The organism is Burkholderia sp. BCC0405 (assembly GCF_902833075.1).
In the GTDB taxonomy this organism is placed as follows: Bacteria; Pseudomonadota; Gammaproteobacteria; order Burkholderiales; family Burkholderiaceae; genus Burkholderia.
On the sequence record NZ_CADFEO010000043.1, the window covers coordinates 1 to 14,955 of the forward strand.

General features: G+C 63.3%; 15 protein-coding genes, 2 tRNA genes and 3 pseudogenes. 14 read left to right on the forward strand and 6 right to left on the reverse strand.

What is annotated here, in order from left to right; all coding sequences use genetic code 11:
• From HWX36_RS37515 to HWX36_RS36170, 6 genes and pseudogenes are all read left to right on the forward strand, one after another.
• Nucleotides 1–119: pseudogene (locus HWX36_RS37515) on the forward strand (IS630 family transposase); the annotation flags it as partial.
• Nucleotides 120–494: 375 nt separating this feature from the next.
• The gene (locus HWX36_RS36150; RefSeq protein WP_175958496.1) at nucleotides 495–929 is read left to right on the forward strand and encodes a hypothetical protein; all 435 of its coding nucleotides are present in this window, start codon (nucleotides 495–497) and stop codon (nucleotides 927–929) included.
• A 491-nt stretch (nucleotides 930–1,420) separates the two neighbouring features.
• Nucleotides 1,421–2,062 (forward strand): hypothetical protein, encoded by a 642-nt coding sequence (locus tag HWX36_RS36155; RefSeq protein ID WP_175958497.1) that lies wholly within the window; start codon nucleotides 1,421–1,423, stop codon nucleotides 2,060–2,062.
• 1 nt (nucleotide 2,063) lies between these two features.
• Nucleotides 2,064–2,771 (forward strand): hypothetical protein, encoded by a 708-nt coding sequence (locus HWX36_RS36160; protein ID WP_175958498.1) that lies wholly within the window; start codon nucleotides 2,064–2,066, stop codon nucleotides 2,769–2,771.
• Nucleotides 2,768–3,478 carry a hypothetical protein gene (locus HWX36_RS36165; RefSeq protein WP_175958499.1) on the forward strand — a complete coding sequence of 237 codons (711 nt, stop codon included), beginning with the start codon at nucleotides 2,768–2,770 and terminating at the stop codon, nucleotides 3,476–3,478. The genes HWX36_RS36160 and HWX36_RS36165 overlap by 4 nt, the downstream gene beginning before the upstream one ends.
• A gap of 5 nt (nucleotides 3,479–3,483) precedes the next feature.
• Nucleotides 3,484–3,696: a glutathione S-transferase C-terminal domain-containing protein gene (locus HWX36_RS36170; protein WP_244136613.1), complete on the forward strand. Its 213-nt coding sequence runs from the start codon at nucleotides 3,484–3,486 to the stop codon at nucleotides 3,694–3,696.
• Here HWX36_RS36170 and HWX36_RS36175 read toward each other — a convergent pair.
• Nucleotides 3,639–3,800: pseudogene (locus HWX36_RS36175) on the reverse strand (DUF3363 domain-containing protein); the annotation flags it as partial. The gene HWX36_RS36170 and the pseudogene HWX36_RS36175 overlap by 58 nt on opposite strands.
• Here HWX36_RS36175 and HWX36_RS36180 point away from each other — a divergent pair.
• Nucleotides 3,799–4,253, forward strand: a pseudogene (locus HWX36_RS36180) (ATP-binding cassette domain-containing protein); the annotation flags it as partial. The pseudogenes HWX36_RS36175 and HWX36_RS36180 overlap by 2 nt on opposite strands.
• A gap of 427 nt (nucleotides 4,254–4,680) precedes the next feature.
• On the opposite strand, the gene HWX36_RS36185 reads toward HWX36_RS36180, so the two are convergent.
• A tRNA-Arg gene (locus HWX36_RS36185) sits at nucleotides 4,681–4,757 on the reverse strand.
• A 169-nt stretch (nucleotides 4,758–4,926) separates the two neighbouring features.
• On the reverse strand, nucleotides 4,927–5,757 hold the full coding sequence (locus HWX36_RS36190; RefSeq protein ID WP_175958501.1) for an undecaprenyl-diphosphate phosphatase: 831 nt from the start codon (nucleotides 5,755–5,757) through the stop codon (nucleotides 4,927–4,929).
• Between the two features lie 478 nt (nucleotides 5,758–6,235).
• On the opposite strand from HWX36_RS36190, the gene HWX36_RS36195 reads away from it, so the two are divergent.
• From HWX36_RS36195 to HWX36_RS36215, 5 genes are all read left to right on the forward strand, one after another.
• The gene (locus HWX36_RS36195) at nucleotides 6,236–7,147 is read left to right on the forward strand and encodes an aldose epimerase (RefSeq protein ID WP_175958502.1); all 912 of its coding nucleotides are present in this window, start codon (nucleotides 6,236–6,238) and stop codon (nucleotides 7,145–7,147) included.
• Between the two features lie 152 nt (nucleotides 7,148–7,299).
• On the forward strand, nucleotides 7,300–8,001 hold the full coding sequence (locus tag HWX36_RS36200) for a peptidoglycan DD-metalloendopeptidase family protein (RefSeq protein ID WP_059902198.1): 702 nt from the start codon (nucleotides 7,300–7,302) through the stop codon (nucleotides 7,999–8,001).
• A 368-nt stretch (nucleotides 8,002–8,369) separates the two neighbouring features.
• On the forward strand, nucleotides 8,370–9,989 hold the full coding sequence (locus HWX36_RS36205; RefSeq protein WP_175958503.1) for an acyl-CoA synthetase: 1,620 nt from the start codon (nucleotides 8,370–8,372) through the stop codon (nucleotides 9,987–9,989).
• Nucleotides 9,990–10,065: 76 nt separating this feature from the next.
• On the forward strand, nucleotides 10,066–10,395 hold the full coding sequence (locus tag HWX36_RS36210) for a DUF2288 domain-containing protein (protein ID WP_175958504.1): 330 nt from the start codon (nucleotides 10,066–10,068) through the stop codon (nucleotides 10,393–10,395).
• Between the two features lie 8 nt (nucleotides 10,396–10,403).
• The gene (locus tag HWX36_RS36215; protein WP_175958505.1) at nucleotides 10,404–11,768 is read left to right on the forward strand and encodes an MATE family efflux transporter; all 1,365 of its coding nucleotides are present in this window, start codon (nucleotides 10,404–10,406) and stop codon (nucleotides 11,766–11,768) included.
• 19 nt (nucleotides 11,769–11,787) lie between these two features.
• Here HWX36_RS36215 and HWX36_RS36220 read toward each other — a convergent pair whose 3' ends face one another.
• Nucleotides 11,788–11,964 carry a hypothetical protein gene (locus tag HWX36_RS36220; protein WP_089445358.1) on the reverse strand — a complete coding sequence of 59 codons (177 nt, stop codon included), beginning with the start codon at nucleotides 11,962–11,964 and terminating at the stop codon, nucleotides 11,788–11,790.
• A gap of 136 nt (nucleotides 11,965–12,100) precedes the next feature.
• Here HWX36_RS36220 and HWX36_RS36225 point away from each other — a divergent pair, with 136 nt between their 5' ends.
• Nucleotides 12,101–12,271, forward strand: coding sequence for a hypothetical protein (locus HWX36_RS36225; RefSeq protein WP_175023996.1), 171 nt, complete (start codon nucleotides 12,101–12,103; stop codon nucleotides 12,269–12,271).
• Nucleotides 12,272–12,456: 185 nt separating this feature from the next.
• Here the strand turns inward: HWX36_RS36225 and HWX36_RS36230 are convergent, their stop codons facing one another.
• A complete protein-coding gene (locus HWX36_RS36230; RefSeq protein ID WP_011351620.1) occupies nucleotides 12,457–13,263 on the reverse strand; it encodes a GNAT family N-acyltransferase in 807 nt (268 codons plus the stop codon).
• Between the two features lie 170 nt (nucleotides 13,264–13,433).
• A complete protein-coding gene (sixA, locus tag HWX36_RS36235) occupies nucleotides 13,434–13,895 on the reverse strand; it encodes a phosphohistidine phosphatase SixA (protein ID WP_175958506.1) in 462 nt (153 codons plus the stop codon).
• 160 nt (nucleotides 13,896–14,055) lie between these two features.
• Between sixA and HWX36_RS36240 the strand changes: the two genes are divergently transcribed.
• Nucleotides 14,056–14,132: transfer RNA gene (locus tag HWX36_RS36240), tRNA-Pro, on the forward strand.
• Nucleotides 14,133–14,955 lie beyond the last annotated feature (823 nt).

A 14,955-nucleotide genomic window follows, 5' to 3' on the forward strand; every position in this document is an offset into this window, starting at 1 on the left:
TCGACAAAAAGCTCATGCGCTACATCCGCCAATACAACAAGCAGGCCGCCCCGTTGAAGTGGAAGTACTCCGATCCAACTCGACGCATCCGGTGCAATTCATCCGGTTCAATGGACTAGCGGGCTGCTGAGGAGGTAATAGCATAGCCGGACTGGCTGCAGCGCGAAGCCCAGATAAGGGCCTGGCGCACTATGCTTGACCAATGACGTCATTCGATCGGCCCCAAGTCTGGGCGACTCTGGAGCGCTACCCAGCGGTAATCCGTCAATACCCTCATCATGTTCCCCGAATTTCAGCGCAATTCAACCTCGGACTACGCTGCACGTTTTGTTATGCATAGGGTAGCCGTAACGAATCACTTGGGTTAAGCGCGAGATATAGGGTAATCACTAACGCCCTGCTCCCCCGCCATTCCCACGTCGAGCCTTCAACGCATTACGTACATACGTTGCGACGCGACAAGCGTGACCTGCCATGCGAGTGCCTGCCTTTCAATGGCAAACCTTTCCTCGAACGGCTTGACCATGTGGCGAATCAAAAAGGTCGAGCAATCACTCAAGCCGCTGCCGGGGAAATCGATAACTGACTTCCCCGTGCGCCCAAAACGCAAACCCTATTCGCCAAATGACACGGTCGGATCAGGCACATCTGCGCGGAGCGAATCGCTCTGCAGCAACGCGTATTCCGAACTGTCTTTGAAAGGCTGGCTTTCGAGCACCGCACCTTGTCGCAGTTCGTCCAATAGATCGCTCCGGATCGCCATCGCCAGCCTGCCGCGCATCCGCCTCGACGGATACAGGAATCCCCGCATCGCGCAACGCGCGACAAAGCACTTGGATCTCCCCGTTGTGCTGCTTGAAGCTGCCAATAATTGCAATTGTTTTCATAGCGCAGTGTTGTCTCCCCCGGTCGCGCAGCGGCTATTGTAGCGAAGATCGGACAAGTACAGCCCACCAAGGAGACGTCGAGCGGGCGCGGCTTCGACGGTCCGTCGGCCCCACTCGATTGACGCTCACCCAGTCGACCCACACATAAAAGCGCCAGACCCATTTTCATCAATGAAAATGTCTGCGTCGTTACCCCTATCACCCTCACGCGCCCTGGGCAGCTGAACAGGGACGAATGGCGCCGAGACACCTTTCAGGGCACGCATACACTCGTCTGAAGCATGCCAACGCGCCGTTCCAAGGAACGCCACTACGCTCCGCAAACTGCTATCCAAGGCTGACATGCCGGAAGCATGAACCAGGCCTCGATCTTGACAATGGCGAATCATGTCAGCCGGCGCGCCCCTTGTCCATGGACCATGGACAACAATCGGGGCACGATTGATCTTACTGAAAAGCGTTGACAGACTTCGTAAAGAGCGGAAAAATCCGTCCATCGTCCATGGACTGTGGACGCTCACCGTGGGCGACCGATGAAAAGTCAAGACATCCTGTTGTTACTCAAACTCGTGTCACTCGAGCGACAAGCCCATGCCTCGTCCTCATCTGCTAACGCGCCGCCCCAAGACCTGGAAGATGAAATCGCCTCTACTGGGGGGCTTGATGACGACGCTGGCAGCACATCTCCGTTCAAGCTAAACCTCGAGCTTGATCCCTACAGTGTGCGTGGCTTGTCCAGCGCCACCGGCATCAGCAAATCCGAAGTGAGCAACGCGCTTGGGCGCTGCTATGCAAACAGTCTCGCCAAACCTCAACGGCATGGTGGTGGCCCAACCGTCAATCGGCGTAATCTGGAGGAATTCCTCTCCTACGGCATCCGGTTCGTCTTTCCCGCTCAGATGCAGAGTCTGACACGCGGCATTCCAACAGGACTCACAGCCCCCATTTTTGATGGCATCCTGCGCAGCGCCGGGGAGCACGGCCCAGTCTGGCCGGATCCGCACGGCGGCACGCTTGGGCTCGCCGTGGAACCGCTTTACAAGACCGTCGCGACCGCGACGCGTGACGATGAAACGCTATACAAGTTGCTGGCCATCGTTGATTCGATCCGGCTGGGTCAACCGCGCGAGCGCAAACTTGCGATCACCCAGCTCCACGGGCTCTTGAATTTCTGAAATGGCAACCCTCGACGACTACAAAGCAATGATTCGGGCCGTTGCAAATGCAATCGGTCCTGACCTCTGCCAGGAAATAGCATTTGTGGGCGGCTGTACGACGGCTCTGTTGCTGACCGACCTCTATACGAAGCAACAAGTCAGGCACACCGACGACGTTGACCTCATTGTGCATGTCATGAGCTATCCCCACTGGGAGAACTTGAAAGAGCAACTCCGCCAGAAGGGCTTTCGCGAGCAACCAGATGAAGAGGCACCGATCTGCGCGATGTTCCTGGCCGGCATGCGTGTCGACTTCATGCCCGATGATGAAGCCATCCTGAACTTTGGGAACGCCTGGTACCGGGACGCGCTCGCCAGCGCGGAACACCACGATGTCGGCGAAGGCGTCACGGTCAGGATTGTGCGCCCGGCACACTTCGTCGCCACCAAACTTGTGGCCTACCTCTCGCGCGGCAACGGCGACCCACTGGAAAGCCACGATGTTGAAGATATTTTGACGTTGCTCGATGGACGCCCCGAAATTGCCGAAGAGATATTGGCCGCGGACGCCGACATGCGTACGTACATCAGCACGCAACTCGCGGCCCTCCTGGAACACCGGGACTTCGAATATGCAATCGAGGCGGCAAGCAATGGGGACGCCGCACGGGAAGAAGTGATTAGGCAGCGCGTCGAGGTCATCGTCTCCTATGCGAAGCTCACATGAACGACCGAATTCCGGCTACCTGGCAGTGGTACAGCACGCAAGGAACGACGTGCGCCGACAATCGGGATGCTTGCGGCATCTTTGAATCCAAAACCTATACGTTCTCTATCGTCATGGATGCCGCCCCGCGCGGTGAACGTGGCGTCCAGTTCAATGCATGCTGGATCGCCCAGGTGCTCGATCGCATGAGCCCTGATCTACCGTCGATCGAAGCCGTCCTCGCGACGCTGGAAGAAGCTCAACAACATCTTCGTACCGAACGGTTCTTTGTCGAGAAAGCGTCGTATATCGCCTTCCTGCTTCCCCGCGATGCACGGGCAGCCTATGTCTTTTACTGCGGGGATTGCACCCTCGGCATCCGATCACAAGATGGGAACATCGAATGGCTCACCCGCCCCCACACCGCGATCAGTGCGCTGGAAGATCTCGGCATGAATGCCGAGGCGTCGGCGCGACACACCGTCACACGCACGCTGAATGCCAAGCGATTCCAGGCGCCCGAGATCCAAGTGTTGGATGCGCACGCTTCTGGTGTGTGGGTGTTGGCGACGGACGGCTACCACTACCGAGAAACAGACGATAAGGGACGCCCAACGGATGATTGCAGCTACCTGCTCATCGGCAGCAGTCTGGACGCCAACCCGGTACCGCTCCCCACCAATCTGTTCATTCGGCCATCGCCAACGAACGATAATCGCGAATGCTAACGGACATGAACGCGCGGCTGACCGAGTTTCCCTTCGCCGCTGGTGAAAACTTCTCGGTGGCGGACATCACGCTGCTCGTCACGGTAGACTTCGCCGCCAAGGCGATCGACTTGTCGATCCCGGAGGAACTCGGAGCCCTTCGCCGCTGGTACGACACCGTCACCACTTCGCGCGGGTCGCGGTCGGGCATAGCTTGGCCTTGGGCGATGGCCAAGTGATGATCGGTGCGGTACACGCCATCGACGGCCAGAGCAGCGATGTTGCGGTCGGCCGCGCGCATATCTGCCGCGCCTTTCACTTCCACCACCGCGCCGGTCGGGTACGTGCCGCAGGGCCGGGACATCTTCCCGCGCCTGACTGTCGAGGAAAACCTGCTGGCGGGTGCGGCGAGCCGCCTGACGCCGTCGAAGGTGCCCGACCGCATCTACGAACTGTTCCCGGTGCTCAAGGACATACGCGCGCGGCGCGGCGGCGACCTGTCGCGCGGCCAACAGCAGCAGCTCGCGATCGGCCGCGCGCTGATGAGCGAGCCGCAGTTGCTGATCCTCAACGAACCGACCGAGGGCATCCAGCCGTCGATTATCCAGGACATCGGCCGCACGCTGCGCCAGCTCGTCGATGAAACAAAGATGACGGTGCTGCTGGTCGAGCAATACTACGATTTCGCGCGCTCAATCGCCGATCACTACTGAGTGATGAGCCGCGGCGAGTCGTCACGGGCAGGGCCGGCAGCGAGATGGAGGCGAACGGCGTACGCGAGCTGATTGCCGCGTGAGCGACGGGATTTTGCCGCCACGCCGTGGCTAGCTCACGATGCCACGCGGCCGTGGACTGCCACTCGTGATTAACTTTAAGCTGGCCGCTCATATTCCCAAACCTAAGGCTGCATCCTGAATGTTCTACTTTTATCCGGAGCGAACACCTCTGGCATGACCTGCCCCTCCTCAACCCGTACTCTAGGTGGTTCGCAAGCAATCCCCTATGGACGAATGCCCGGTCAACACAGCTCGCCCACATAGCTAAAGGCCGAATCACGTCAGCGGCACGTCATCCATCCGATGACGGTTCGGATATCTGCGACGTTGCTACAGGCCTGAATCGTTCCAGATCCATGTTGGTCCCCAACACCTACACAGTGCCTACATGGAGTCCAAATGTTGTGAACCAGAGTATCGAAGATCGGGCTAACCCATTGATTTCACTGGCCCGCCCTACACGATTCGAACGTGTGACCTACGGCTTAGAAGGCCGTTGCTCTATCCAACTGAGCTAAGGGCGGTCGGGGAGAAAAGACACGGCCAATCCGGACCGCATTTGACGCAAGGCTTCGATCGACAGCAACAACCACCCAACCCGAAGCCCCGAAACAAAACGGGCCCGGCATGAAGCCGAGCCCGAAATTATACCCGATCATCGCGTCACATCACGCGAGACCAGCCTTCGCAGCATCAAACCGGTTGCGGATGCAGCATGAACCAGCCGAGGCAGAACACGCCGGCGATCACGCAATACAGGCCGAACGAAGCCAGCCGGCCACGCCCTTCGAAGTAGCGCATCAGGAACCGCACGCTCAGGTACGCGGCGATCGCCGTCAGCACGCCGCCGAGCAGCGCATCGGCGAGCTGGTCGCGCGCATGGAACAGCTTCGGCAGCTCAAGTACACCCGCTGCGAAAATGATCGGCGTGCCGAGCAGGAACGAGAATTCCGCGGCCTTCTCCGCCGTCAGCCCTGCCGCATTGCCGGCGATCATCGTCAGCCCGCTGCGCGAGAAACCCGGAATCAGCGCGCCGATCTGCGCGAGCCCCACGAAGAACGCCTGCTTGAACGTCATCTTTTCGGGCGCCTGATGCACGCGACTACGCTGGATGCGATCGCCGAGCCACAGCAGCACGCCGTTCACGATCAGCGCGATCGCGACGATCCGCAGGTCATGGAACACGCGTTCGATGCGCTTCTCGAGCAGCAGCCCGACGATGCCGGTCGGGATCGTACCGATGATGAGCGCCCACATCAGGTGTCCGTCGTCGTTCTTGCGGCCGCCGAGCTGCGCGAAGAAGCCACCGATCAGCGCGATCCAGCGCGCGCGGAAGTACCACAGCAGCGCCAGCGCGGTGCCGAGGTGCAGCGCGACGAGAAACGGCAGCAGTTGCGGTGCGTGCTTGTCGATGTGCATGCCGAACAGTGCCGGCACGAGCAGCGTATGGCCAAGGCTGCTGACAGGGAAGAGTTCGGTGACGCCCTGCAGGACGCTCAGGAATACCAGAAACCAGAGACTCACGCGTCGGTCCTTTTAGTGAAGTTTGAGCGGAAAGAGAAGCGGACGACGCGATGCGCGTCCGAAAAAACGCGCCCCGATTATGCCGAGCCCGGATTACTGCGCCAAGGCATTTGGCTGGATAGTGCGGCATTGCACACAAACGCTTGCAATTTGTAAGCGCTCGGAAAGCAAAAAGCCCGCCATTCGCATGGCGGGCCTTACGACTTCGGCAGGAACTGCCGTCAGCGGCCGAGCTGATAGAAAAACAATACCGTGCTGCCGGTGAACATGCCGAACAATGCGAGTCCCATTGCCATTGCCAGATCCATGGCCCCCTCCACGAAGTGTCATGACCCGGCAACCTCACCGGTTTAGAGGCATTATCCCGACCGTCGACAGTCTTAAAAACTCGCGATTTCCCGAGAAGGGTTTTCCCCGAGCCGCCACGGCCCGATAATGGAGCGCGCCGTTCCCGTCCACCCGCCCAACCCGATTCGCCATGCCGACTTTCCAGCAACACGACATTCACGAACTTCACGCCGGCCCGTCGCTCATCCGGGTCGCGCCGCAATTCGGCGGCCGCCTGCTGTCATGGCACGTCGACGGCGAACCGGTGATCTTCTGGCCGGAAACGGCCGACTGGAGCAACCTCGCGCGCGTGCGCGGCGGCAACCCGCTGCTGTTCCCGTTCCTCGGCCGTCACCGCGTCGACGGCGAGCTCGGCCGCTGGCGCGACGCCGCCGGCGTGGTGCGCGACCTGCCGATGCACGGCTTCGCGCGCGACCTGCCGTTCGCCGCTCAGCCGTCGGCCGATGGCGCCGCGCTGTCGATGACGCTCGACGCGACCGACGCGCTGCGCGCCAGTTACCCGTTCGACTTCCGGTTCGAAACGACCTACCGGCTGGCCGACTCGCACACGCTCGAAGTCGCGCTGACGACGATCAATCGCGGCGACGCGCCGCTGCCCTACTACGCCGGCCATCATTTCTATTTCGCGCTGCCGCACGGCGAACGCGCCGAAACCACGCTCGAACTGCCGCCGACGCATCGTTGCATGCAGCAGGCGGACGGTTCGATCAGTACGCCCGAACCGGGCGAAGCCCATTATCAGCTCGACAACCCGGACATCCTCGACCGCTTCCACTGCCTCGACGGCGTGCCGCCCACGCCGGTGCGCATCGTGATGCCGGGCCGCCGCCGGACGATCGAGATCGCGCTCGACGTGCCGGGTTCGATCCCGTGGTACGCGGTCACGACCTGGACCGAGAAACCGGATTCGGACTTCTATTGCGTCGAACCGTGGCTCGGCCTGCCGGATGCGATCCACAACGGCCTCGGGCTGCGCATGCTCGCGCCGGGCGCGACCGAAACGGCCACCCTGCGGATTCGCGTCCTCCCGCTCGCCGGCTGATTCGACGGCCGAGACATCAATTCACAGCGTGCCGAACCGGCACGCGACAGCCCCGGCAACGGCCCAAACTGCGGTACGCGGGTCGAACCCGTTAAAATCGGACGTTTTGTGTTGCCTGCCGCGTCACGAGCGGCAGGGTTTTGCGAGGTTCAATGTTCGGAACAACAACGAAGCGACTCTTCGCAGCCGCCTGCGCCGCCCTGCTCGTCGCGTGCGGCTCCGCGCCTGTCGGCCCCGGGTTCTATCGCGTCGAGCGCGGCGATACGCTCTACAAGATCGCGCGCGACAACCGCACGTCGGTATCGAACATCGTGCGCTGGAACCAGATGACGAACCCCGATGCGATCGAAGTCGGCCAGGTGCTGCGCGTCGCGCCGCCGCCCGGCACGACCACCGCATCGACGCCGTCGACCACCGGCACCGGGAGTGCCGGCCGGGCCCGCCCTGCGCCTTCCGCACCGGTCGAATCGGCCGTCAAGCCGGCCACGAGCATCGCGCTGGTCTGGCCTGCAGCCGGCAACGTAGTCCGCACGTTCGACGGCTCGAAATCGAAGGGCATCGACATCGCCAACTCGCCGGGCACGCCAGTGGTCGCGGCCGCGCCGGGCGTGGTGGTCTATGCCGGTAACGGGTTGCGCGGCTATGGCAACCTGATCATCCTCAAGCACAACGCCGACTACCTGACCGCCTATGCGCACAACCGCGCACTGCTGGTGAAGGAAGGGCAGTCGGTCACGCAGGGGCAGTCGATCGCCGAGATGGGCAACAGCGACAGCGATCGCGTCGCGTTACATTTCGAGTTGCGCTACGGCGGCCGATCGATCGACCCGTCACGCTACCTGCCGGCACGTTGAGCGCCCGATGGGCGACACGCGATGCCGGCGCGCATCGCGTGCCGTCGGCGTGAGAATCGGAAAAGGTGATGTCAGCGCTTGCGCAGACGTCCGGTGAAACGGCCGGACAACGGATCGACGTGGCGAGCAAACGCCACCAGTACGCCGATTCCAATCAGGCTGAACCCCGCAGCTATCAGAAGCAAATCCATGGTCACACACTGATTTTTTCGTGATCTTATGCGTCATTGCGGAATCGTGCACTGAGCCGAGGCTATTGGACGAGTACGAAGATTCCCTACCCTCAGACGCCATTGTGGATTCGTCTGCGTGAAATCCTGATGTAAGCCGTTCGCTCGACACCACGTTCGCCTCCAGGAGACACCTCGATGCTGCCCGCCGCCGACCGCTATGACGACCTGCTCTCCCGCTTCGCGTGGGACGTTCCGGCGCGCTACAACATTGGCGTGGACGTCTGCGACAAATGGGCAGACGGCAGCGGACGCCTCGCACTGATCCACGAAACGGCGCAAGGCGACGTTTTTCGCCTCACGTTCGACGACCTGAGGAACGCCTCTAACCGGCTCGCGAACAGCTTTGTGCGCGCAGGCCTGAGACGCGGCGATCGCATCGGCATCTTTCTCGCGCAGGGCCCCGAAACGGCCATCGCGCACCTCGCCGCGTACAAGCTCGGCGCAATCGCGGTGCCGCTCTTCACATTGTTCGGCATCGATGCGCTCGAATACCGGCTCGCGAACAGCGAGGCGGCTGCGCTCGTCACCGACGCGGCCGGCTACGCGAAGATCGCGCCGCTGCGCGCCCGGTTGCCGGCACTGCATACCGTCTACTGCATCGGCGACGATGCGCCCGATCATCCGGGCGTGCTGCGTTACGACGTAGCGCTCGCCGCCGAAACGCCCGATTTCATACCGGTCGATACGGCCGCCGACGATCCGGCGGTCATCATCTATACGTCCGGCACGACGGGCAAACCGAAAGGCGCGCTGCACGCACATCGCGTGCTGCTCGGCCACCTGCCAGGCGTCGAGATGTCGCAGCAGTGCTTCCCGCGCGATGCGCGCCTGTTCTGGACGCCCGCCGACTGGGCATGGATCGGCGGCCTGCTCGACGTGCTGCTGCCTTCCTGGCATCACGGCGTGCCCGTGCTTGCGCGCCGCTTCGAGAAATTCGACGGCGACGCGGCGTTCGCGCTGATGGCACGGCACGGCGTCACCCACGCGTTCCTGCCGCCCACCGCATTGAAGCTGATGCGCACCGTCCCGGCACCGCGCGAACGCTACGCGTTGTCGCTGAAATCCGTCGCGAGCGGCGGGGAATCGCTCGGCACCGAACTGACGGCCTGGGGGCGCGATGCGCTCGGCGTGACGATCAACGAGTTCTACGGACAAACCGAGTGCAACATGGTGCTGTCGTCGTGCGCGGCGCTGTTCGATGCGCAGCCAGGCGCGATCGGCAAGGCGGTGCCGGGCCATGCGGTCGCGATCGTCGATGCGCACGGCATGCCGCTGCCGCCCGGCGTCGAAGGGCGCATCGCGGTGCGCCGCCCCGACCCGGTGATGTTCCTCGAATACTGGCGCAACGCCGACGCGACGCGCGACAAGTTCGCGGGCGACTACCTGCTCACCGGCGACACGGGCACGATCGACGCCGACGGCTTCGTGCGCTTCGTCGGCCGCGACGACGACGTGATCACGAGCGCCGGCTACCGGATCGGCCCGGGCCCGATCGAGGACTGCCTGCTCACGCATCCTGCGGTGCGGATGGCGGCCGTCGTCGGCGTGCCCGACGCAACGCGCACCGAGATCGTCAAGGCGTTCGTCGTGCTGAACCCCGGCCACACCGGCGACGACGCGCTCGTGCAGGCGCTGCAGGCACACGTGCGCACGCGTCTCGCCGCGCACGAGTATCCGCGCGCGATCGCGTTCGTCGACAGCCTGCCGATGACCGCGACCGGCAAGATCGTGCGCCGCGCGCTGCGCGACGCGTAGGCCGGCCGCCACCCGCGCCGCCCGCCCGGCCGGATGGTTTATAGTGGCGCCACTACGCAGTCATTCCAAGAAAACGATGTCCTCTTCCTCTGATCACCACTCCGACGCGAGCGCGTCGCACAGCCCGCTCTACGCCAAACTCCTCGGCGAAACCGCCAAGATCGACTGGTGCGATCTCGAACGCTTCTTCGCGCAGGGCAAGCTGCTGTCCGTTGCGCGCGACCTCGATCTCGTCAGCGTCGCGGAAGCCGTTGCGGCCGACGATGCCGAGCAGGTCACGCGCTGGCTGTCGGCAGGCCTCGTCGCGCGCATGCCGGCCGAAACCGCCGCCGACTACGCGGCGCGCAACCCGGAGCTGTGGGCGGTCGTCGTATCGCCGTGGGTCTGCGTGCAGGAACGCGCCTGACGCGTCCCATGTCCGAATCCGCGTTACCGCACGGGGCCGGCTCAGCCGCCGTCACGCATCGGCGTGTCCTCGCGCTCGCGTTCCCGATCGTCCTCGCGAACCTGACGCAGCCGATCCTCGGTGCGGTCGACACGGCCGTCGCCGGCCACCTCGACGGCGCACAGTACCTCGGTGGTGTCGCGCTCGGCGGGCTGTTCTTCAGTTTCGTGTTCTGGGGGTTCGGTTTCCTGCGGATGGGGACCACCGGCCTCGTCGCGCAGGCCCATGGTGCCGGCGACGCCGCCGGGATCCGCCTGAACCTGCTGCGTGCGTTGATCGTCGCATTCGCCCTCGGCGCCGCGGTGCTGACGCTGCAGGTGCCGCTGCTGTCGTTTGCGCTGTCCGCGCTCGGCGGCAGCGATGCCGTCCGCACAACGGCGCTTGCCTATAGCCACGCGCGAATCTGGAGCGCACCGTTCGCGCTCGCGAACTATGTCGTGCTCGGTTACCTGCTCGGCACGCAGCGCGTGCGGCTTGCGCTCGTCGCGCAGGTGTTCATCAATGCGGTGAACATCGGCGCCGTGCTGCTCTACGTGTATGGCTTCGGCTGGGGCATTGCCGGCATCGGCACCGCGACGGCCACCGCAGACGCATGCGGTTTCGCGCTCGGCGCATGGATGCTGTGGCGGCTGCGGCCGCGCGGCCTTGGCCCGATCGCGGTACGTGCGCTTGCCGACCGCGTCGCGCTCAAGCGGCTGATCGCGCTCAATCGCGATATTTTCCTGCGCACGCTGTGCCTGCTCGGCGCATTCGGCTGGTTCGCGCATCTCGGTGCGAAGCAGGGCGATGCGACGCTCGCGGCAAACGCGCTGCTGCTGAATTTCCAGACGTTCATGGCGTACGGCCTCGACGGCTTCGCGCATGCGGCCGAGGCGCTCGTCGGCGCGGCCGCCGGTGCGCGCGACCGCAGCGCGTTCCGGCAGGCCGTGCGCGTCACGCTGCTCTGGTCGGCGCTCGGCGCGCTGCTGTTTGCACTCGTGTACTGGGCCGCCGGGGGCTGGATCGTCGCGCGCCTGACCGACCAGGCCGAGATCCGCGAAACGGCGCTGCGCTACCTGCCGTGGGCCGCGATTTCGCCGATCGTGTCGGTCTGGGGCTTCCTGCTCGACGGCGTCTTCATCGGCGCCACGCAAACGCAATCGCTGATGCGTGCAATGATCGCGTCGTTGTCGATCTTCGTCGCGGCCACGTTCGCCGCCGTCGGCGCGTTCGGCAATCACGGCCTCTGGTTCGCGCTCCTGCTGTTCATGGCCGCACGCGGCGCGACGCTGGCGCGCTACCTGCCGACGCTGTTGCGGCATATCGGCACCGACGCGCCCGCAGCCCGCACCTGACGGCGGGCCGAACCGGCCGTTACTGCGTGGGTTTCGGCGGCGGCGCGTCGAGCATCGACGGCGGCGTCATGTCGGTCGGCACGCCGTGATAGTCGGCCGGATCTTCCGGCGGATGGCCGCGACGGGCCTGATGCGGATCGCTGGTACAGCCGGCGAGGAAGGACGCGGCCAGCACGGCCAGCATGAAACGGGTCATCGGGTATGGCTCCGGAAATCGGCGCGCCCATCGCACGCCGGGACCGCGCCGAGTCTAGCGGAAATCCTGCTTCGGAGTCGCGCCGCGCATGTCCTACTATGTACGCATGGCGCTGTACCGTGGAAAGGAGGCTGCCATGTCGTCTGAAGAAATTGCCGGCCTGATCGGCCTGTTCGTCGGTCTGATGGTGCTCGTCGCCCTGTCGTTCTTCGAGTCGCGCGAATACAAGCGCAGCCATGACGGCGAGGGGATGATCCATCACTGGATGGCCGAACACCACCTGCTCGACTGGCGGCGCAAGCACTAAACGCGCCGCTGCCGCCCGGCCCTTCCCCGGGCCGTTCTCGAACGTACCGCCCCGCGGCACGCCGGGTACTGTGCATCGCCGAAATTAACAGGGTCCGATTCACGCGCGTTGGTCAGATGGACAAACGCCGCCGCATGGCGCGTACCACGCAACGGCGTTCGCTTGTGCGCGCCCGGACGGGCCACTCAGCCCAGGAAGTGACGGGCGTAGCGCGCGTTGATGTCGGACAGACGGAACAGCGTCAGGAAATCCGCGCAGTTGAAGTCGGGATCCCAGGCCGGTGCACCGCAGATCTTCGCGCCGAGACGCAGGTAACCCTTGATCAGCGGCGGCGGCGCCACGACGGTGCCCGTCTGCAGTTCGTCAACCGGCAGGGCCGTGTGCGGGAATGCGCGATATTCGGGCGCCGTCAGCGAGCCCGCCGACAGCGACTGGTACAGGTTCGCCGCATAGTGGCCGCCGTCGGCCATCGACACGCTCGCGCAGCCGAGCATCGTCTCGTAGCCGTTCTGCATCATGTATGCGCCAAGGCCGCCCCACAGCGCCATGATGACGGCGCCGCTGCGGTAGTCGCTGTGCACGCACGAGCGGCCGACCTCGACCATCTTGCCGCGCAGGTGCGTGAGGCGTGACAGGTCGAATTCGCCTTCCGCGTACAGGCGGCCGACACGCGCCGCCTGGTGCGGCGGCAGCACGCGGTACGTGCCGACGACCTTCAAGGTGTCGAGATCGCGAACCAGCAGGTGGTCGCAATACGCATCGAACGGATCGACGTCGAGACCGGAGGGGCCGCTGACCTGCGCGCCCATCTCTTCGGCGAACACGCTGTAACGCAGGCGCTGGGCTTCGCGCAATTCGTCTTCCGTACGCGCCCACGCGGCGCGCAGGCGATACTCCGACGTGACGGTTTCAGCAGCGCGCGGCAGGTGGCGCCGCGACGTGTCGAGGGGCAGCGAGGCAAAAGGGAGCGTAGGCGTCGGCAGTTCTCGCATTAGGCTTTCCTGATCGTAAGGAATAGGACGACATGCCCGCCAATGTAGTAATCAGCCGTGACCGTTATGTGGCACGACCGTGTCCTTTCAATGACGTGTCGCCGAATTGACTTTAGCAGAAAGCTTGCGAAACCGTATGATGAATCCCTTCAAAGCCTTTCAGGCCGGCCTCACAGCAGGTCGGGCGTCAATATCGCCCGCAGCACGGCCTGCCGGCTGCCGTCACGCGTGCGGCTCGCCAGCCACACGATTCCGCCCTTCTTGACGCTCCAGCTGTCGTCGCCGCCGGCGATCAGTTGCGCGGCAACGCTGCCGAGCGTCGGCTGGTGCCCGACGATCACGACCGTCGGTGCGATGCCTTCCGGCCAGCCGGCCGCCGCCAGCACGTCGTCGACGCTACCGCCCGGCGCGAGGGAATCGACTGTCCGGTACTGGTCGGTCAGCGCCTCGACGGTCTGCACGGTGCGAGCCGCCGGGCTCGCGAGGATCACGGTGTTCGTTTCGAGGCGGGTGCGCAGCCATTTGGCCATTGCCTGCGCATCCTTGCGTCCCCTGACGGTCAACTGGCGTGCAAGATCGCTCGTCGCGTAGTCTTCGGCTTCGGCGTGGCGCCACAGGATCAGGTTCATCATGGTGTTCTCCTTGCTTCGGCGAGCAGCCCCGCGTCTATGCGTCCGGGCCCGCCGATTACCGGGCGAATTGTCGCAAATTGCGGACGTTCGCCGCCGCGGCATTTATCGGCATATAGGGATTGACCGGATCGGACATTCGACGATACAATCTTTGGCTCGTCGGAGCGTAGCGCAGCCTGGTAGCGCATCTGATTTGGGATCAGAGGGTCGTAGGTTCGAATCCTATCGCTCCGACCAAAGGAATCAAGGGGTTACATGCCAAAAGCGTGTAACCCCTTTTTCTTTTTCGGTTCGTGTAACCACCATGTAACCCGATTTGGTGTGGATGCCCCTTCAAGATTTCCGTACCCCACGCCATCCACTCGTGTCCCCGCTCGCACTGAAATGGGTAACGAGCCTGAATACGTTGATAGCGGGATGCGAGACATCTGCCGCCTTGCTCTGCCGCCTTCTCTTGTAGCTTCGCAAGTCCGTCTGGCATTCGCTTACGATCTGAAGAGCATTCTTGGCACCACGCCTTGCGCAAGACGTCGTAGCCCGCGGCCTCCCATTCGTGTCCTGAGCCGCATCTGAATCGATATTTCGCCATCCGGCCATCGTAGACGGTCGACAAGCATTCGCCGCCCCGCTCTCGCGCACGATCCTGTATCGGCTTCAGTCCGCCTTGATATCTACGACGCTCGGATCGCCGTTCAGTCGAGCACTTTGCGCACCAGTGACCGCCCAAGACTGAAGCGGCCGTGGCCTCAAACTTATGGCCTGCGGCACAGACGAAACGGTAATTCGCATGTTTTCCACGATACCGCTTGCTCAGGCACAGACCGCCTGCTTGATGGGCGACGTCATAAATACGAATCAGAGTCTTTTTAATCCAGCACTGATGGCATATTAATGGCCCGCCACGTCCGCGCACCCGGAGCATAAAACTTGCCCCGGACATCGACGAAACGTGTTTGTCCACGCAACGTGACCTGCCCTGGAATTTTCGGACCAGTTGAAACTTGAGAGAATGGCTTCCAACGGAGAAAAGGAAGTCATGAAGAAGAGCCGGTTTACGGAA